Source organism: Brevundimonas sp. (genome assembly GCF_036676055.1).
Classification (GTDB): domain Bacteria; phylum Pseudomonadota; class Alphaproteobacteria; order Caulobacterales; family Caulobacteraceae; genus Brevundimonas.
This window is the reverse complement of sequence record NZ_JAKFDS010000075.1, coordinates 1-16476: the sequence shown is the minus strand read 5'-3', so window position 1 is coordinate 16476 and position 16476 is coordinate 1. Positions and strand designations below refer to the sequence as shown.

The window sequence follows — 16476 nt, the reverse complement described above, 5'->3', positions numbered from 1 at the left end:
CAAGCACCGCGGCGACTACACCCCGCACGTCGATTGCGGCGACTATGTCGTCGTCACCAACGTCGACAAGGTGGTGTTCACCGGCAAGAAGAACACCGACAAGATCTACTACCGCCACACCGGCCACCCGGGCGGCGTCAAGCAGACGACCCCCGAGAAGGTGCTGAACGGCCGCTTCCCCGAGCGCGTGCTGGAGAAGGCCGTCGAGCGCATGCTGCCCAAGGAAAGCCCGCTGGCCCGCAAGCAGATGACGCACCTGCGCCTGTTCGCCGGCCCGGCCCACACCCACGAAGCCCAGTCGCCCGAGACGATCGACTTCAAGTCGGCTTCTCCCAAGAACACCCGGAGCGTCTGAGCATGACCGACGTGACTGCTGAAAACACCGCCGCCGAAACCGCCCCGACCGAAACGCTGACGGGCTTCGACGCCCTGAAGGGGATGCAGTCCCCGGGCGCCGGCGAAGAGCACCCGGTCTATGTCCAGAAGCTGGACGCCCAGGGCCGCGCCTATTCGACCGGCAAGCGCAAGAACGCCATCGCCCGCGTGTGGGTGAAGCCGGGTTCGGGCAAGTTCACCATCAACGGCAAGGACCAGGAAGTTTACTTCGCCCGTCCGGTGCTGCGGATGATGATCGCCCAGCCGCTGGTCGTCACCGGCCGCGAGACCCAGTTCGACGTGGTCTGCACGGTCGAGGGCTCGGGCCTGTCGGGCCAGGCCGGCGCCATCCGCCACGGCCTGTCGCACGCCCTGACCCACTATGAGCCGGCGCTGCGCCCGGTCCTGAAGCCGCACGGCTTCCTGACCCGCGACAGCCGCGTCGTCGAGCGCAAGAAGTACGGCCGCGCCAAGGCCCGCAAGTCGTTCCAGTTCTCGAAGCGCTAAGCCGTTTCACTACGGTTTGGATTGGGGGCGCTTCGGGAAACCGGGGCGCCCTTTTTCTTTGGAGGTCATGTGACCCACACCATCTTCATCGACGGCGAGGCCGGGACCACGGGGCTGGAGATCCGCGAGCGGCTGGAGGCGCGCGGGGATCTTGAGCTGATCCTGCTGGGCGACCGGCGGCGCGACATAGAGGCGCGGCGGGAGGCGCTGAACACCGCCGACGCGGTCATCCTGTGCCTGCCCGATGACGCGGCGAAGGAAGCGGTGGCGATGATCGAGAACCCGAAGGTCCGGGTGATCGACGCCTCGACGGCGTACCGGGTCGATCCGGACTGGACCTATGGTTTCGCAGAGATGGCGCCGGGGCAGCGGGAGAAGATCGCGGGGGCGACGCGGGTGTCGAACCCGGGCTGCTATCCGACCGGCTTCATCGGGCTGGTGCGGCCGCTGGTGTCGGCGGGGATCATCCCGGCGGGCTGGCCGGTGACGGTCAATGCGGTGTCGGGCTATTCCGGCGGCGGCAAGGCCATGATCGCCGAGTTCGAAAGCGGAAAGGCCGAGGCCTATCGCGCCTACGGCCTGTCGCTGAAGCACAAGCATGTGCCGGAGATGACCCTGCACACCGGGCTGGAGCGGCCGGTGCTGTTCGCGCCGGCGGTGGGGGCCTACCGGCAAGGGATGCTGGTCGAGGTCCCGCTGCATCTGGCGGCCCTGCCGTCGTCGCCGTCGGTCGAGGTGGTGCACGGGGCGCTGGCCGAGGCCTATGCCGGCTGCCGCTTCGTCGAGGCGGCCGAGCTGGAGACGACCGAGGCCATGACCGGGATCGACCCGGAGGGGCTGAACGGGACCAACCGGATGCGTCTGCATGTGTTCGGCGACCGGGCGGGCGAGCAGGTCCGGCTGGTGGCCCTGCTGGACAACCTCGGCAAGGGGGCGTCGGGGGCGGCGGTGCAGAACCTGAACCTGATGCTGGGGCTGGACGAGGGGACGGGGCTCACCTGATCCGACGCACTTGAAACCGCCAGCGGGTTCCCGACGTATGCAGGGTTATGACCCACGCCCTGTCCCGCCGATATCTGTTGCTGACCGCCGGCGCGGTTGGTCTGAACGCCTGTTCGCCGGGGCCGGCGGACGCGTCCGGGCGGCAGTATGCGAACTCGCCGTTCCGGCGGATCACCGACGCCCAGTGGCGGGCGCGGCTGCCGCGGGCCAGCTATGACGTGCTGCGCCGCGAGGCGACGGAGCGGCCCTACACCAGCGCGCTGAACGACGAACACCGGGCCGGGACCTTCGTGTGCCGGGGCTGTGAGCTGCCGCTGTTCCGGTCGCAGTGGAAATACGACAGCGGCACGGGGTGGCCGAGCTTCTACGATGTGATCGCCGCCAACATCGGGACCAAGACCGACTTCGCGATCGGCATTCCGAGGACGGAGTATCACTGCGCCCGCTGCCTGGGGCATCAGGGGCATATCTTCGACGACGGGCCGCGGCCGACGGGCAAGCGCTACTGCAACAACGGCGTGGCGTTGAGCTTCAGGCCCGCCTGACGGACTTGAGAGCGGACTCGATGGTGACGCCGGTCCAGACGGCCGCGATGATCACCAGCAGGCCGTAGTCGTGGCCCGGCCAGAAGATGGGCACGGCGGCGGCGAACATGACCCCGAGCGGAAACAGGCCGGCCCAGACCGCCGTGCCGGGGGCGTCGCGGTGGATCATCGGCGGGCGCGGGGTGATGCGCATCATCTTCAGCAGGCGCGGGTTCAACAGCACGAAGCCGCCGGCGCAGGCGACCGCCAGAAGGGCGTTGCGGAGAAACCGGGGCGTCTCGCCGTAGAAGCTGCTGGTCACCACCACGAGGACCAGGGCCAGGCTGGTGGAAAGGGCCAGCAGCAGGTTCGGATCGAGACGCTTCAAGACTTCACCTTCACATAGGAGCCGGGCGCCCGCTCTATCGGGGGAAGGGGGCCCTTTTGCGGATCGCGGGCCGGAATCCAGTCGCCGGAGCGGGCGTGCAGCCAGTCGGCCCAGTGGTTCCACCAGCTGCCGGGACGCTCCTCGGCCTGCGCCTGCCATTCGCCGAGCGTGGCGGGCAGGGCGGGGTTGATCCAGTGCTGGTATTTGTGCGCCGAGGGCGGATTGACCACGCCGGCGATATGGCCCGAGCCGGCCAGGGTCAGGGTGACGTCGGCGTTCGGGAAGGCGCGGGCCGAGCGATAGACCGAGTTCATCGGCGCGATGTGGTCCTCGCGGCTGGCCTGGAAATAGAGCGGGATCTTCACCTTCGACAGGTCGACCCGGACGCCGCCGATCTCGAATTCGCCCTTCGCGAGGGCGTTCTTGCCGTACATGGAGCGCAGATAGTCCATGTGCAGCTTCTTGGGCATGCGGGTCTGGTCGGCGTTCCAGAACAGCAGGTCGAAGGCGGGCGGATCCTTGCCCATCAGGTAGTTGCTGACGAAGAAGGACCAGATCAGGTCGTTGGCGCGCAGGGCGTTGAAGGTCTCGGCCATGGCCGCGCCGGGCAGAACGCCGCCGGCGGCGTCCATCTGCTGCTCGATCTCGTTCAGCCAGTGGTCGTCGGTGAACAGCAGCAGGTCGCCGGCCTCGGCGAAGTCGTGCTGGGCGGCGAAGAAGGTGTTGGCGGTGACGCGGTCGTCCTTTTTCGCCGCCATGTGGGCGAGGGCCGCGCCCATCAATGTGCCGCCGATGCAGTAGCCGACGGTGTTGATGTGGTCGGCCTTCGACTGTTCGAGGGCCTTGGCGATGGCGCGGTAGATGCCCTTCTCGAGGTAGTCGTCGAAGCCGTAGCCGGCCTTGTCGACGTCGGGATTGACCCAGGAGCAGACGAAGACGGTGAAGCGCTGGCTGGACAGCCAGCGGATCATCGAGTTCGCGGGCTGGAGGTCCAGGATATAGAATTTGTTGATCCACGGCGGGAAGATCAGCAGCGGGATCTCGCGCTGCTTCTCCGTGGCCGGGTCGTACTGGATCAGTTCGAACAGCTCGTCGCGCCAGACCACCCGGCCGGGGGCGGTGGCGACGTTTTCGCCGACGACGAAATGGCCGTAGTCGGCCTGGCTGATCTTCAGCTTGCCGGCGCCGCGCTCGAGGTCGGCGGCGAAATTCTGCATCCCCTTCACCAGCGATTCGCCGTTCGACTCGGCCAGGGCCTTCAGGGCCGCGGGGTTGGAGGCGAGGAAGTTGGAGGGGGAGAAGGCGTCGGTCAGGAGTTTGGTGAAGAACTCGGCCCGGCGTTTGGTGCGCGGGTCGATGTCCTCGACGCTGGAGACAAGGCCGTTCATCCAGTCGGCGGTGACCAGATAGGACTGGCGCATGACGTCGAACATCGGGTTCTCGGACCAGGCCGGGTCCTTGAAACGCTTGTCATTCGAGGGGGCGGCCGGGGTCTCCTCGCCGGCGGCGCGGCGGGTGGTGGTCGCCCACAGGTCCATGTAGCGGTTGAACAGGTCGGCCTGGGCGGCGAACAGCTTGTCCGGGCGCGCGGCGAGGCCGCTCATCACCTGGGTCATGGCGGGGCCGACGTTGAAAGGATCGGGCGACAGGGCCGCGGGGCGGTCGGCCTGCGACAGGGCGGCCTCGGCGATGGCGGCCTGGGCGGTCATGGCGGCCCGGGCCAGATTCAGCGACAGGGTCTCGATCATCTGGCGCTGGTCGGCGCCCGGGAAGGCGAAGGGGGCGGCCTCGGCCGGGGCCTCGGGCGCGGGGGCGGACCGCGGCCCGGCGGGAGCTTCCTCGGCGGTCGCAGCCTTCGCGGCGCGCGGACGCGGCGGTTTGGCCGAGGTGGGGCGGCCGGCCTTGCGCGGCGGGCGCTGGGCCGCAGATTCCGGAGCCGGGGGCGGGGTGGACGGACGCTTGGCCATGCGGGTGGGCTCCGGGAGGACGTCAGGATTGGACGTAGGGGGCGTCGCCGCCCTTCCGCCGTCCGGTAACATGGCATATGACCGGCCCTGAAATGAACGCGCCGATCCGGAAATTCGCCACGGCCCTGTCGATCGCCGCCGCCACGGCCGGCGCGGCGGGGTGCGTGGGGGCCTTCAATCCGGAAGCCGATCCGACGTCGCCGGTTGCGGCGCGGGTCCAGGCGTTGGTCGACGCCAATCGCGAATACCCCCGCTGGACCGACTTCCCGAGGTCGCCGGAGCCGCCCCCGGAGCCCGCGCGGATCGCCGCCGCGGTGACCACGCTGAAAATCTCCGGCGCGGCGCTGGCGGGCGAGATCTCACGCATCGACTGGACCCTGACCGAAGATCCGGCCGACTTCGCCGCAGACGTCCAGGCCCGGGTGGACGCGGTCCAGGTCGCGCCGGTGACGCAGGAGACCCTGGCCGAGATCGACGAGTTCGCCCGCCGCAGCCGGGAACGGGGCCGCGCGCCGCCGCCGGTCGACCGCCGCTAATCCACAGAATCGGTCGCCGGGACGACAGAATCCCGGGATCATCGTCCTCAGGAGAACGCCCATGGCCGCAACGGCCCCCTACGCATCCACGCTGGCCGCCGACGCCGCGCGGGTCACCGAGCTGGCCGCCATCGCCAGCTACGCCCAGATCGGGCGCGGCGACGAGAAACAGGCCGACCAGCTGGCCGTCGACGCCATGCGCACGGCGCTGAACGCGCTGGATATCGACGGCAAGATCGTGATCGGCGAGGGCGAGCGCGACGAGGCGCCGATGCTGTACATCGGCGAGAAGGTCGGCACCGGGAAGGGCCCGGCCATCGACATCGCCCTGGATCCGCTGGAAGGCACGACCCTGACGGCCAAGGCCATGGCCAACGCCCTGTGCGTGCTGTCGATGTCGGCGAGCGGCGGCATGCTGCACGCGCCCGACACCTATATGGACAAGATCGCCATCGGGCCGGGCTACAAGCCGGGCACGGTCGACCTGGACATGAAGCCGCAGGACAACGTCCGCTCGCTGGCCTCGGCCAAGGGCGTCGATCCGCGCGACATCACCGTCTGCGTCATGGACCGGCCGCGCCACGCCGAGCTGATCGCCGCCCTGCGCGAGGTCGGGGCCAAGGTCGTACTGATCACGGACGGCGACGTCGCGGGGGTGATTCACACCGCCGAGCCGGAGACCGGCATCGACCTGTATCTGGGCTCTGGCGGCGCGCCGGAAGGCGTGCTGGCGGCCAGCGCCCTGAAATGCGTCGGCGGCCATTTCCAGGGCCGGCTGATCTTCCGCAACGACGACGAGCGAGCCCGGGCCGAGCGCACCGGCGTCAAGGATTTCGACCGCAAATACGACCTGCACGAACTGGTCTCGAAGGACGCCGTCTTCGCCGCCACCGGGGTGACCAAGGGCGCCATGCTGGACGGGGTTCTGGTCCGCGACGGCTTCGTCTCGACGCATACGCTGGTGATGGACTCCTCGACCCGGACCATCCAGCGCATCCGCACCACACGCCCGCTCTGATGGCCGACGGGGGAAGCCTGCCTGCGTTTCTGGGGGTTTCCCGCTCATTGTCCGGGCGCGGCTGGCGACAGAGGCCGGCCGAGGCGTCGCTGATCCGCGCCCATATGCAGGCGCTGAACCTCGAGGAGCCGCTGGCGCGCGCGCTGGCGGCGCGGGGAGTGCGGGCGGACCAGGGCGCGGACTTCCTGCAGCCGACGCTGAAGGCCCTGTTCCCCGATCCCTCCAGCTTCATGGACATGGATGCGGCGGCGGAGGCGATCCTCGACGCCCTGCAGGCGCAGGCGTCGATCCATGTGTTCGCCGACTATGACGTCGACGGCGCCTCCAGCGCGGCCCTGCTGGTGCGCTGGTTCCGGGCCATGGGCGCGGACCTGCCGATCTATGTGCCGGACCGGATCACCGAGGGGTACGGGCCCAGCCCGAAAGCCTTCGACACGCTGAAGGCCTCGGGGGCCGATCTGGTCATCACTGTCGACTGTGGCGCGGCGGCCAATGAGGCGGTGGCCCATGCAGCGGCGATCGGGCTGAAGGTGGTGGTGATCGACCATCACATGATGCGCGAGCATCCGCCGGTGTGCGCCGCCGTGGTCAATCCGAACCGCCCGGGCTGCAACTCGGGGCAGGGCAATCTGGCGGCGGCCGGAGTGGTGTTCGTGCTGCTGGCGGCGCTGAACCGCGAGGCGCGGCGCCGGGGGATGTTCGAGGGGCGCGAGCAGCCCGATATTCGCCAGTGGCTGGACCTGGCGGCCATGGGGGCGATCTGCGACGTCACCGGCCTGACCGGCTTCAACAGGGCCCTGACCAGCCTCGGACTGCGGCGGATGTCGGACTGGAGCAATCCCGGCCTGCGGGCCCTGCTGGCGGCGGCCGGCGCCGAGCCGGGTCCGGCCAAGTCCAACCACGCCGGCTTCATCCTGGGCCCGCGGATCAATGCGGGCGGGCGGATCGGCAAGTCGGACCTCGGGGCGCGGCTGCTGTCGACCGACGATCCGGACGAGGCGATGGCGCTGGCGCAGGAACTGGACGCCCTGAACATCGCCCGGCGCGAGGTCGAGCGACGGGTGACGGAACAGGCCACGCGGATGGTCGAGGCGACCGGCGCCCATGCCGACGGCTCGGCCGTGGTGGTCATCGAGGGCGAGGAATGGCACCCGGGCGTGGTCGGCATCGTCGCCGGACGGTTGCGCGAACGCTGGCGCAAGCCTGTCGTGGTCATCGGCGTCGATGCGGTGAACGGCGTCGGCAAGGGCTCTGGCCGGTCGCAGCCGGGCATGAATCTGGGCCGGGCGGTGCAGGCGGCGTGGGAGGCCGGGGTGCTGATGGCGGGCGGAGGCCACGCCATGGCGGCGGGCCTGACCGTGAAGGCCGGCGACATCGGGCGGCTGCGCGATTTCCTCAATGACCGGATGGCCGGGGAGCAGGCGGCGGCCGAGGCGCTGGACGGGGTCGAGATCGACGCCCTGATCGATCCGGGCGCGGCCACCCGGGCCCTGTTCGAACAGTTCGAACAGCTGGCGCCGTTCGGTCCGGCCAATCCCGAACCGCTGTTCGCGCTGGAGCATGTCGCCGTCCGCGAACCCGTGGCCATGAACGGCGGCCATGTGCGGTGCCGGCTGGTCGGAGCCGACGGGGCCTCGGTCAAGGCCATCGCCTGGCGCTGCGCCGACCTGCCGTCGGGCAAGGCGCTGCTGGCGGGGCAGGGCGGACTGAGCGTGGCCGGACGGCTGAAGGCGGACGACTGGAACGGCCGACGGGGGGTGCAGTTCGAGATCGAGGACGTCGCAGATCCGCGGATGGCGTGACGGCGAACGCGGTTCGCGTTTTTCTACGGCAAAGCCGCTTGCACCCTGCGGAATCGGCGGCTATATCGCCGCTTCCCCGCGCAGCGGTCCCTTCGTCTATCGGTTAGGACGTCAGGTTTTCAACCTGAAAAGAGGGGTTCGACTCCCCTAGGGACTGCCACGCGGGGCATTCCATACATCGCTACTCCGATCCACGCGGCCGTCGTCTCCGACCGGCGTGCTGGTCTTGCCGATTCCTGCCCGTCGGGCCTCGAATCGAGTCGTTTTGCATCCTGCAGTTGTAAAAATACGCACTCTCAGGACGAAACTATCAATTTTGGCTTTTCCGCCGTTCACAGAACCGTGTTAAACAAGTTTGTCCGCAGTGAGCGCGGACAGGGGGAAGACGGTGTCCGACTACGAGGGCGTTGATACGGTCGAGACGGTGAAGATCGCCGGCCGGGTAAAATGGTTCGATCCCGGCAAGGGATACGGCTTCATCGTGCCTGACGAGCCGACCCTGACCGAGATGAAGGATGTGCTGCTGCACATCTCCAGCCTGCGCGACAGCGGACGCGACACGGCCGCCGAGGGCGCGCCGATCACCTGCGACTGCGCCCGCCGCCCGAAGGGCTGGCAGGTGACGGAAGTCCACGATCTCGGCGAGGGGGACCCCGACGCCGTGGTCGCGCCGCGACGCGGGGGCCTCGACGGCCTGCGGCGGGACAGCCGCGGCCTGACCCCGCCCGAGGACGGCGACGGCGTGCTGGAGACGGCCATCGTCAAATGGTTCAACCGCACCAAGGGATACGGCTTCGTGGTCCGTGACGGACAGCCGGGAGACATCTTCGTTCATGTCGAGACCCTGCGGCGGTGCGGGCTGGACGATCTGCTGCCCGGGGAACCGGTGGCGGTCCGTTTCGCCGAGGGCCCGAAGGGGCTGGTGGTGGCGGAAATCCGCCCGGCCGGCTGACCGGCTTGTCGGGGCCGGCCGCCGAAGCGGGCCGGGGCTCAAGCAGGGGGTTGCCGCGCGCGCGGATCGGCGCAAATTGCGGCGAACTGTCTTGAGGATGGAATGATGTTGGTTCGTCGCAGCTTTCTGGCGGGTGTCGCCGGCCTGGTTCTGTTGGCCGGATGCGCCGGAGCGGGCACAGGGAAGGGCCCCAATGGCGAGCCGCTGGAGCCGCTGACCGTCGTCACCTCGACCGGCGAGCACCGCTTCATGGTCGAGATCGCCGACGACGACATGGAGCGCCAGCGCGGCCTGATGCACCGCGAGCCGCTGGCCGATGACCGCGGCATGCTGTTCCAGTTCCCCGACGTGGCCGAGCGCGGCTTCTGGATGCACAATACGCCCAGTCCGCTGGACATCATCTACATCGACTCCTACGGCCGCATCGTCTCGATCGCGAAGAACGCGCCGCCGAACTCGGACGCCATCATCCCGTCCAATGGGCCGGCGGCCGGGGTGCTGGAGCTGCGGGCCGGACGGGCGGACGAGATCGCGGCGAAACCCGGCGACCGGGTCCGCCATCCGTTCTTCGCCGAATAGGCGACGCGGCGCGTTGCGGCGGCGGGCCGCGCGTGGCAAACACCCCGCCTCTGGATCGGGGTGTAGCGCAGCCTGGTAGCGCATCTGCTTTGGGAGCAGAGGGTCGGAGGTTCGAATCCTCTCGCCCCGACCAGACCGGTTCGATCGACCGCGGCCTCAGATGGCCGCCAGCGCCTGCTCCAGATCGGCGTACAGGTCGTCGACGTTCTCGATGCCGACCGACAGCCTGACCAGATTGTCGCCGATGCCGCAGCGGGCCTTGGCTTCCGGACTGTAGTCCGAATGGGTTGTGCTGGACGGGTGGGAGGCGAGGCTTTCGGTGCCGCCGAGGCTGACCGCCAGCTTGAACAGCTGAAGGGCGTTCAGCATTCGGAAGGCCTCGGCCTCGCCGCCCTTCAGACGGAGGGAGAAGGTGGATCCGGCGCCGGTGCACTGCCGTGCGAAGATCGCCTGCTGACCCGGCGAGCTCTCGGCGCCGCCGGCGTCCAGCACCGCCTCGACCCGGGCATGGCCCCGCAGGCGCCGGACCAGCTCCGTGGCGTTGGCCTGCGACCGCTCCATGCGGATGTGCAGGGTCTCCAAGCTGCGCATCAGCAGCCAGGCGGTGTGCGGATCGGTGATCGTGCCGCAGATCGTCCGCATCTCCGCCACCCGGCCCATCAGGTCGGCCCGGCCCATGCAGGCGCCCGCGATCAGATCGGAGTGGCCGCCGACGTATTTGGTCAGGGAGTAGAGGATCAGATCGGCGCCGTGCTCCAGCGGCTTCTGCCACAGCGGTCCGAGGAAGGTGTTGTCGACCACCAGCGGCGGCGGTTCGGCCTGTCCGAGGGCCTTGATGGCGGCCGCCGCGGCCTGGAGATCGATCAGCTGGTTGGTGGGGTTGGCCGGGGTCTCGACATAGACGGCCGCGAGACGTCCGCCCCTGGCCGCGGCCCGCGCGGCGGCCTCGCCGATCGCATGGGTCAGCGCTTCGCCGCCGTCGCAGTCGGCCACGCTGACCGTCTCGACCCCCATGCGCGGCAGGATGCGATCGAAAAGGTATTCCGTGCCGCCGTAGGCCGGGGCCGTATAGACCACCACGTCGTTGGGGCGGCTGAGGGCCAGGATGGTGGTCGAGATCGCCGCCATGCCGCTGGAGAAGACCAGCGCCTTGTCGGCCCCGTCCCAGACGGCGAGCCGGTCCTCGAGGATCTCGAGGTTGGGGTTGTTGATCCGGGAGTAGATCAGGCCCAGCGCCTCGTCCGGGTCCTTCTCGCGCAGGCCGTAGGCGACCTCGAAAAAGCGCTTTCCATCCTCGGCCGATTTGAACACGAAGGTCGAGGTCTGGAAGATCGGCGCCTTGATCGACCCCTCGGACAGGGCCGGATCGTAGCCGAAGCCCATCATCAGGGTCTCCGGCGACAGCGGACGATCGCCCAAGGTGCGGCTGCGGTGACGACTCATGCTGGATATCCCTCCCTGGAACGGCCCTGATAGGGTGTCCGGGCGCGTCCGCCAAGCGACGCTGGACCGATCGCGAGGCAGCGATTATCAGGGCCCCCAGGGGCTTCCCGCGAGCCCCGCCGACAGGACCAAAGCCCATGCTCGCCCGCATCTATCGTCCCGCCAAGACCGCCATGCAGTCGGGCAAGTCGCTGTCCAGAGGCTGGCGGCTGGAGTTCGAGCCCGCCTCGGCGCGGACGCTCGATCCGCTGATGGGCTGGACCAGTTCGTCGGACATGAACGGCCAGGTGCGGCTGGACTTCGATTCGAAGGAGGAGGCGATCGCCTACGCCGAGCGCCACGGCATCCCCTTCCGCCTGCACGAGCCGCAGGAAGCGCCGGTGATCCTCAAGGCCTACGCCGACAATTTCGCCACCAACCGCAAGGTTCCGTGGACGCATTAGTCGTTGCGCCTGCCGCCCTTCGGGCTACTTGAGGCGCGGGAGCCGCCTCGCTGCTTGAGCCGCGGGGTTTGCGCACGCGCCGCGCCGCGCTACTTGCCCTGACCGGGCGCCCATAGCTCAACCGGATAGAGCACCCGCCTTCTAAGCGGACGGTTGCAGGTTCGAGTCCTGCTGGGCGCGCCACGGGCGATACCGGAGAGAATCGCCGCCGGCGCTTTGCCGGTGCCGATTTCCGTAATACGGACGACGCATGACCGTCGTCGCCGCCTATCTGTACAGCCACGGAAAACGCGTCCGACCGGTGGCGATCGACGAACGGATTCACTGCCCCGAGGACAAGTCGCAGTTCGTGTGGATCGGCCTGGTCGATCCGACCCCCGAAGAGCTTGGGCAGTTGAAGGCGGCCTATGGGCTGCATCCTCTGGCCGTCGAAGACGCGGCCAAGGGAGATCAGCTGCCGAAGCTGGACGTCTACGGCGACCAGCTGTTCGTCGTGGCGCGAACCGCGGCGCTGGAGGGCGCCCGGATCACCTACGGCGAGACCGCGATCTTCGTCGGCCATAGCCACCTGATCAGCGTGCGCCATGGATCCAGCCGCGGGCACTCGGCCCTGCGGGCCCAGCTGGAGGCGTCGCCGCTGTTGCTGGCGCAGGGAGTGGACTACATCCTGCACGCGATCCTCGACTTCGTCGTCGACGGCTATCTGCCGCTGGTGGAGACCGTCGAGGAGGAGGTGCTCTCCATGGAGCACAAGACGGTCGATCAATTCCTGTCCCGCGCCGAGATCAACCGGATCTTCGAAATTCGTCGCGAACTGATCCGGTTCCAGCGGGTGCTGGGTCCGGCGGCCGAAGTCGCGTCGAAGCTGATCCGCCTTGAGCTGCCCTGCATCGACACCGAAGCGAGGCCCTATTTCAACGATGTGCTGGACCATGTCCGCAGGGTGCAGGCGATGGTCGACGGCCTGCGCGAGGTGCTGACCTCGGTGTTCGAGTTCAGCAACCTGCTGGAACAGCAGCGAACCGGCGCGATCACCCGGCAACTGGCGTCATGGGCCGCCATCCTCGCCGTGCCGACCGCCATCGCCGGCATCTACGGCATGAATTTCGAGCACATGCCGGAACTGGCCAGCCCCTATGGCTACTGGGTCGTGCTGGGGGTGATCGCGGCTGTCTGCACCGGCCTCTACATCCGCTTCAAGCGGACGGGGTGGCTGTAGCCCGGGGCCCGCGGGAGCAACCGCTCGCCAGCCGCACCGTTGTCGACGGATGCGGATCGCCACCTTCAACATCAACGGGATCAACACCCGGCTGGTCAACCTGCTCGAATGGCTGGAGGCGGCGCGGCCGGATGTCGCCTGCCTGCAGGAGTTGAAGGCGACCGACGCCCAGTTTCCGGCGGCGGCGATCCGGGCGCTGGGCTACCACGCGGCCTGGAAGGGCGAGCATCGCTGGAACGGGGTGGCGATCCTGGCGCGCGACGTCGAACCCGTGGTGACGCAGCGCAGCCTGCCCGGCGAACCGGCCGACGCCCAGAGCCGCTATCTTGAGGCAGCGGTGGACGGGGTGCTGATCGCCTCGCTGTACCTGCCCAACGGCAATCCGCAGCCGGGGCCGAAATTCGACTACAAGCTGGCCTGGATGGAACGGCTCAACGCCCATGCGGCGGCGCTGATGGCCAGCGGCGCGCCCGTGGTGCTGGCGGGGGACTACAATGTCGTGCCGACCGAGGCCGACATCTACAACAGCCGCTCGTGGAAGAAGGACGCCCTGCTGCAGCCGGAGAGCCGGGCGGCGTTTGCGCGGCTGCTGGACCAGGGTTGGACCGACGCGCTGCGCGAGCGCTTCCCGGACGATCCGCCGCCTTGGACCTTCTGGCAGTATTTCCGGCAGGCGTGGGAGCGGGACGCGGGGTTGCGCATCGACCATCTGCTGTTGAGCCCGGCGGCGGCCGCACGCCTGACCGACGCGGGCGTGGACCGCGAGGTGCGGGGGCGCGAGCGCGCCAGCGATCATGCGCCGGCGTGGATCGAACTGGACTGAGACGATGGCGCGAAAACTGAAGGTGTTCTGCTATTCCGACGGCTTCCATTCGTGGACGGTCGCGGCGTCGTCGCGGGCGAAGGCGCTGGAGGCCTGGGGCGTCCGGCGCGACCTGTTCAAGGACGGGGCCGCCAGGGAGATCGATGTCGGACCGGACCGGGAGGCGGCGCTGTCGGCGCCCGGCGAACTGATCGAGCGCGGGCTGGCGGTGGACATCGGCCAGGTCGAGCGGACGAAGGCCCCGAAGCCGAAGACGGCGAAGGCGGCCGGGGTGAAGGCGCGGGTGCGGGTCGAGGCGCTGGAGGCGGATCTGGCGGCGCTGGACGCGGCGCAGGCGGACGAGACGGCCGCGCTGGAGGCGGAGCGGGAGGCGCTGGAGGGGCGAGCCGCCGCGCTGGCGAAGCGGCAGGCGAAGGCGCGAGAGGACCTGAAGGCGAAGCTGAAGGCGGCGCGAAAGACGTTCAGCGGCTAGCGGCGGTCCAGGCGGCGAGGCCGCGTTCAAGGTCGGCGATCAGGTCGGCGGGGTCCTCGAGCCCGATGTGGAGTCGCAGCAGTTCGCCGGACAGCGCCGGCGGCGAGCGGCGGAAGGCCAGCTGGCCGGTCTCATGGGTGATCAGGCTCTCGAATCCGCCCCAGGAGTAGCCGAGGCCGAACAGTTCGAGCGTCGACATCAGGGCATGGGCGGCGGTTTCTGACCCGCCGCGCATGACGACGCCGAAGATGGAGGCGGCCCCGGCGTAGTCGCGGCGCCAGAGGTCGTGGCCGGGGGCGCCGGGCAGGGCGGGATAGAGGATGTCGGCCACCTCCGGGCGGGCCTGCAGCCAACGCGCGACGGCGAGGGCCGACCGGGCCTGCTCGGCGTAGCGTAGGGGAAGGGTGCGCAGGCCCCTGAGCGCCAGCCAGGCGTCGTCGGGCGAGACCCGCCAGCCCAGATCCTCGAGGGTCTCGGCGATCGGCCGGCCGACGGCGGGGTCGGATACGGCGATCGACCCCATCAGCAGGTCGGAGTGGCCGCCGACGTATTTGGTCACCGCCTGGACGCTGACATCGACGCCGTGCGCCAGCGGGCGGAAGGCGAGGCCGGCGGCCCAGGTGTTGTCCATCACCGTCAGCACGCCGCGCGCCCGGCAGGCGGCGGCGAGGGCAGGGACGTCGACCAGGTCAAAGGTCAGGGAAGCCGGCGACTCGATCAGCAGCACCCGGGTGCGATCAGTCAGGGCGGCGAGGATGTCGGTCGCGCCCGCGTCGGGGGCGTGCAAGGCGGTCGTGATTCCCCGCGCCTTCATGTGGCGGTTCAGGAAGCGGCGGCTGGGGCCGTACAGGGCGTCGGTCGCCAGAACCTCGTCGCCGGGCCGCAGCAGGGCGGTCAGCGGCACGGTGACGGCGGCGAGTCCCGAGGGAACCAGCCAGGCGTCGCTCGCGCCTTCCAGATCGGCGAGGGCGGCGCGCAGCGCGCGGGCGGCGCTCAGGTCCTCGATGCCATAGACCGGCCCGGCGGCTTCGTCGCGCATCGACCCGGGATCGTCATTGAGCAGGGTCGAGGCCCGCTCGACCGGCGGGCTGACCGGGCGGCGTCCGGCGCCGCGGCGGGTGGCGGAGGCGATCAGGCGGGTGCGGGCGTCGGGGTCGGGCATGAGGGCCGGTCGAGGGTTGCGGTTCAGGCCCCAAAGGCCTCTAAAGCAGGCGGGGGCGCAAGGTCTGGAATGGCTCGGCGAGGAGCGGGATGCGGTCACAGGTGGTTCGGCGAGCAGCGACGGCGGGCATGGCCCTGGCGCTTGGCCTGACGGCGGCGGCCTGCGGCGATCGCGAGACGGGGACCGGGGACAAGGCCGCGCCGATCGTGGCCGCGACCGAGGCCCCCGAGTTCGTCAGCCCGACCCTGCAGGCGATCAAGCGCCGCGGCCGCGTGAATTGCGGCGTGCACGAGGGGCTGGTCGGCTTCGCCTATACGGACAATCGCGGGGAATGGCGGGGTTTCGACGTCGACTTCTGCCGGGCGCTGGCGGCGGCGGTGCTGGGGTCTCCGGACGCCGTGCGTTTCGTGCCGCTGACCTCGAGCCAGCGTTTCGACGCCCTGCGCGGGGGTCGCATCGACGTGCTGTGGCGGGCGACGTCATGGACGATGTCGCGGGAGATATCCGAGGGCGTCCGCTTCGCCGGGGTCAACTATTACGACGGCCAGGGCTTCCTGGTGCGGCGCTCGCTGGACCTGGCCAGCGCGCAGGAGCTGAACGGAGCCCGGGTCTGCGTTCAGCACGAGACCACGTCCGAGCTGAATGTCGCCGACTTCTTCCGGGCCCGCGGCCTGGAATACCGGGCCGTCGTGGCGACCAATGAGGAGGCGGCGCGCAGCGCCTATGCGCGCGAGGACTGCGACGCGCTCAGCGCCGACATCTCGGCCCTTGCGGCGGCGCGGACGCTGCTGTCGAACCCTGAGCAGCACGCCATCCTGCCCGACGTCATCTCCAAGGAGCCTCTGGGCCCCGCGGTGAAGCGGGGCGACGAGGCCTGGACCTCGATCGTGCGCTGGACCCTGAACGCCCTGATCCTCGCGGAAGAGCTGGGAGTCACAGCCGGGAACGCCGATCAGTTGGCGAAGGAATCGCGCGATCCGCAGATTCGTCGGCTGCTGGGGGCGGAAGGCGATCTTGGACCAACCATGGGTCTGTCCAGAGATTGGGCGAAGAACGCCATCGAAGCCTCTGGCAACTATGGCGAAATCTTCGTGCGTAATCTGGGCCCCGATTCACCGCTCGACCTGGCGCGGGGCCTTAACGCACAATGGCGCGCTCGGCCGGGCGGCCTGATCTACGCCCTGCCGCTCCGATAACGACATCGGCCGAGGCCGGGGGGATTTATGGACACGACCAAACGCGGCGGGATCCCGCTCTATCTGTG

The 16476-nt window shown here is 69.4% G+C and carries 18 protein-coding genes and 3 tRNA genes; 17 read left to right on the top strand and 4 right to left on the bottom strand.

The features are described from left to right. The 4 genes from rplM to msrB form a co-directional block, all read left to right on the top strand. On the top strand, nt 1-355 hold a 355-nt coding region (gene rplM, locus V6M45_RS12895; RefSeq protein WP_332656943.1), incomplete at its 5' end, for a 50S ribosomal protein L13. 2 nt (nt 356-357) lie between these two features. Further along, nucleotides 358-882: a 30S ribosomal protein S9 gene (gene rpsI / locus V6M45_RS12890; protein ID WP_442880591.1), complete on the top strand. Its 525-nt coding sequence runs from the start codon at nt 358-360 to the stop codon at nt 880-882. Nucleotides 883-951: 69 nt separating this feature from the next. Beyond that, nucleotides 952-1884 carry an N-acetyl-gamma-glutamyl-phosphate reductase gene (argC, locus tag V6M45_RS12885; protein ID WP_332656942.1) on the top strand — a complete coding sequence of 311 codons (933 nt, stop codon included), beginning with the start codon at nt 952-954 and terminating at the stop codon, nt 1882-1884. Nucleotides 1885-1931: 47 nt separating this feature from the next. Continuing rightward, on the top strand, nt 1932-2429 hold the full coding sequence (msrB, locus tag V6M45_RS12880) for a peptide-methionine (R)-S-oxide reductase MsrB (RefSeq protein ID WP_332656941.1): 498 nt from the start codon (nt 1932-1934) through the stop codon (nt 2427-2429). Here the strand turns inward: msrB and V6M45_RS12875 are convergent. Together V6M45_RS12875 and phaC are read right to left on the bottom strand one after the other, a co-directional pair. Then, nucleotides 2416-2796, bottom strand: coding sequence for a hypothetical protein (locus V6M45_RS12875; protein ID WP_332656940.1), 381 nt, complete (start codon nt 2794-2796; stop codon nt 2416-2418). The two genes, msrB and V6M45_RS12875, sit on opposite strands and share 14 nt — an antisense overlap. Further along, a complete protein-coding gene (phaC, locus tag V6M45_RS12870; RefSeq protein WP_332656939.1) occupies nt 2793-4763 on the bottom strand; it encodes a class I poly(R)-hydroxyalkanoic acid synthase in 1971 nt (656 codons plus the stop codon). The genes V6M45_RS12875 and phaC overlap by 4 nt, the downstream gene beginning before the upstream one ends. A 77-nt stretch (nt 4764-4840) precedes the next feature. On the opposite strand from phaC, the gene V6M45_RS12865 reads away from it, so the two are divergent. The 7 genes from V6M45_RS12865 to V6M45_RS12835 all read left to right on the top strand — a co-directional run bounded on the left by V6M45_RS12865 (nt 4841) and on the right by V6M45_RS12835 (nt 9783). Continuing rightward, a complete protein-coding gene (locus V6M45_RS12865) occupies nt 4841-5299 on the top strand; it encodes a hypothetical protein (RefSeq protein ID WP_332656938.1) in 459 nt (152 codons plus the stop codon). A gap of 61 nt (nt 5300-5360) precedes the next feature. After that, the gene (glpX, locus tag V6M45_RS12860) at nt 5361-6317 is read left to right on the top strand and encodes a class II fructose-bisphosphatase (protein WP_332656937.1); all 957 of its coding nucleotides are present in this window, start codon (nt 5361-5363) and stop codon (nt 6315-6317) included. Further along, nucleotides 6317-8119 carry a single-stranded-DNA-specific exonuclease RecJ gene (gene recJ / locus V6M45_RS12855; protein ID WP_332656936.1) on the top strand — a complete coding sequence of 601 codons (1803 nt, stop codon included), beginning with the start codon at nt 6317-6319 and terminating at the stop codon, nt 8117-8119. The genes glpX and recJ overlap by 1 nt, the downstream gene beginning before the upstream one ends. A gap of 85 nt (nt 8120-8204) precedes the next feature. Continuing rightward, nucleotides 8205-8279 (top strand) — tRNA-Glu (locus tag V6M45_RS12850). Between the two features lie 228 nt (nt 8280-8507). After that, nucleotides 8508-9071 carry a cold-shock protein gene (locus V6M45_RS12845; protein ID WP_332656935.1) on the top strand — a complete coding sequence of 188 codons (564 nt, stop codon included), beginning with the start codon at nt 8508-8510 and terminating at the stop codon, nt 9069-9071. A 105-nt stretch (nt 9072-9176) separates the two neighbouring features. Further along, nucleotides 9177-9650 (top strand): DUF192 domain-containing protein, encoded by a 474-nt coding sequence (locus V6M45_RS12840; RefSeq protein ID WP_332656934.1) that lies wholly within the window; start codon nt 9177-9179, stop codon nt 9648-9650. 56 nt (nt 9651-9706) lie between these two features. After that, nucleotides 9707-9783 (top strand) — tRNA-Pro (locus tag V6M45_RS12835). 23 nt (nt 9784-9806) lie between these two features. Here V6M45_RS12835 and V6M45_RS12830 read toward each other — a convergent pair. Beyond that, complete coding sequence (locus V6M45_RS12830) at nt 9807-11093, bottom strand: cystathionine gamma-synthase family protein (protein WP_332656933.1); 1287 nt, start codon at nt 11091-11093, stop codon at nt 9807-9809. Between the two features lie 137 nt (nt 11094-11230). Here V6M45_RS12830 and V6M45_RS12825 point away from each other — a divergent pair, with 137 nt between their 5' ends. The 5 genes from V6M45_RS12825 (at nt 11231) to V6M45_RS12805 (ending at nt 14050) form a co-directional block, all read left to right on the top strand. Next, nucleotides 11231-11536, top strand: coding sequence for an ETC complex I subunit (locus tag V6M45_RS12825; protein WP_332656932.1), 306 nt, complete (start codon nt 11231-11233; stop codon nt 11534-11536). A gap of 106 nt (nt 11537-11642) precedes the next feature. Next, nucleotides 11643-11719 (top strand) — tRNA-Arg (locus V6M45_RS12820). Nucleotides 11720-11786: 67 nt separating this feature from the next. Further along, nucleotides 11787-12755, top strand: a complete 969-nt coding sequence (locus tag V6M45_RS12815; RefSeq protein WP_332656931.1) for a magnesium and cobalt transport protein CorA — start codon at nt 11787-11789, stop codon at nt 12753-12755. Between the two features lie 49 nt (nt 12756-12804). After that, nucleotides 12805-13578 carry an exodeoxyribonuclease III gene (locus V6M45_RS12810; protein WP_332656930.1) on the top strand — a complete coding sequence of 258 codons (774 nt, stop codon included), beginning with the start codon at nt 12805-12807 and terminating at the stop codon, nt 13576-13578. Nucleotides 13579-13582: 4 nt separating this feature from the next. After that, the gene (locus V6M45_RS12805) at nt 13583-14050 is read left to right on the top strand and encodes a hypothetical protein (protein ID WP_332656929.1); all 468 of its coding nucleotides are present in this window, start codon (nt 13583-13585) and stop codon (nt 14048-14050) included. Here V6M45_RS12805 and metC read toward each other — a convergent pair. Beyond that, entirely contained in the window at nt 14040-15212 is a 1173-nt protein-coding gene (gene metC, locus V6M45_RS12800) for a cystathionine beta-lyase (protein ID WP_332656928.1), read from the bottom strand. The two genes, V6M45_RS12805 and metC, sit on opposite strands and share 11 nt — an antisense overlap. A gap of 128 nt (nt 15213-15340) precedes the next feature. Between metC and V6M45_RS12795 the strand changes: the two genes are divergently transcribed. After that, complete coding sequence (locus tag V6M45_RS12795; protein ID WP_332656927.1) at nt 15341-16408, top strand: amino acid ABC transporter substrate-binding protein; 1068 nt, start codon at nt 15341-15343, stop codon at nt 16406-16408. Nucleotides 16409-16476: the final 68 nt, after the last annotated feature.

Coding starts and splice junctions, on each gene's coding strand:
- V6M45_RS12805 (WP_332656929.1), top strand. CDS start 13,583: ATGGCGCGAAAACTGAAGGTGTTCTGCTATTCCGACGGCTTCCATTCG.
- V6M45_RS12815 (WP_332656931.1), top strand. CDS start 11,787: ATGACCGTCGTCGCCGCCTATCTGTACAGCCACGGAAAACGCGTCCGA.
- phaC (WP_332656939.1), bottom strand. CDS start 4,763: ATGGCCAAGCGTCCGTCCACCCCGCCCCCGGCTCCGGAATCTGCGGCC.
- msrB (WP_332656941.1), top strand. CDS start 1,932: ATGACCCACGCCCTGTCCCGCCGATATCTGTTGCTGACCGCCGGCGCG.
- V6M45_RS12795 (WP_332656927.1), top strand. CDS start 15,341: ATGGCCCTGGCGCTTGGCCTGACGGCGGCGGCCTGCGGCGATCGCGAG.
- V6M45_RS12825 (WP_332656932.1), top strand. CDS start 11,231: ATGCTCGCCCGCATCTATCGTCCCGCCAAGACCGCCATGCAGTCGGGC.
- recJ (WP_332656936.1), top strand. CDS start 6,317: ATGGCCGACGGGGGAAGCCTGCCTGCGTTTCTGGGGGTTTCCCGCTCA.
- V6M45_RS12830 (WP_332656933.1), bottom strand. CDS start 11,093: ATGAGTCGTCACCGCAGCCGCACCTTGGGCGATCGTCCGCTGTCGCCG.
- V6M45_RS12865 (WP_332656938.1), top strand. CDS start 4,841: ATGACCGGCCCTGAAATGAACGCGCCGATCCGGAAATTCGCCACGGCC.
- rpsI (WP_442880591.1), top strand. CDS start 358: ATGACCGACGTGACTGCTGAAAACACCGCCGCCGAAACCGCCCCGACC.
- V6M45_RS12840 (WP_332656934.1), top strand. CDS start 9,177: ATGTTGGTTCGTCGCAGCTTTCTGGCGGGTGTCGCCGGCCTGGTTCTG.
- glpX (WP_332656937.1), top strand. CDS start 5,361: ATGGCCGCAACGGCCCCCTACGCATCCACGCTGGCCGCCGACGCCGCG.
- V6M45_RS12810 (WP_332656930.1), top strand. CDS start 12,805: ATGCGGATCGCCACCTTCAACATCAACGGGATCAACACCCGGCTGGTC.
- metC (WP_332656928.1), bottom strand. CDS start 15,212: ATGCCCGACCCCGACGCCCGCACCCGCCTGATCGCCTCCGCCACCCGC.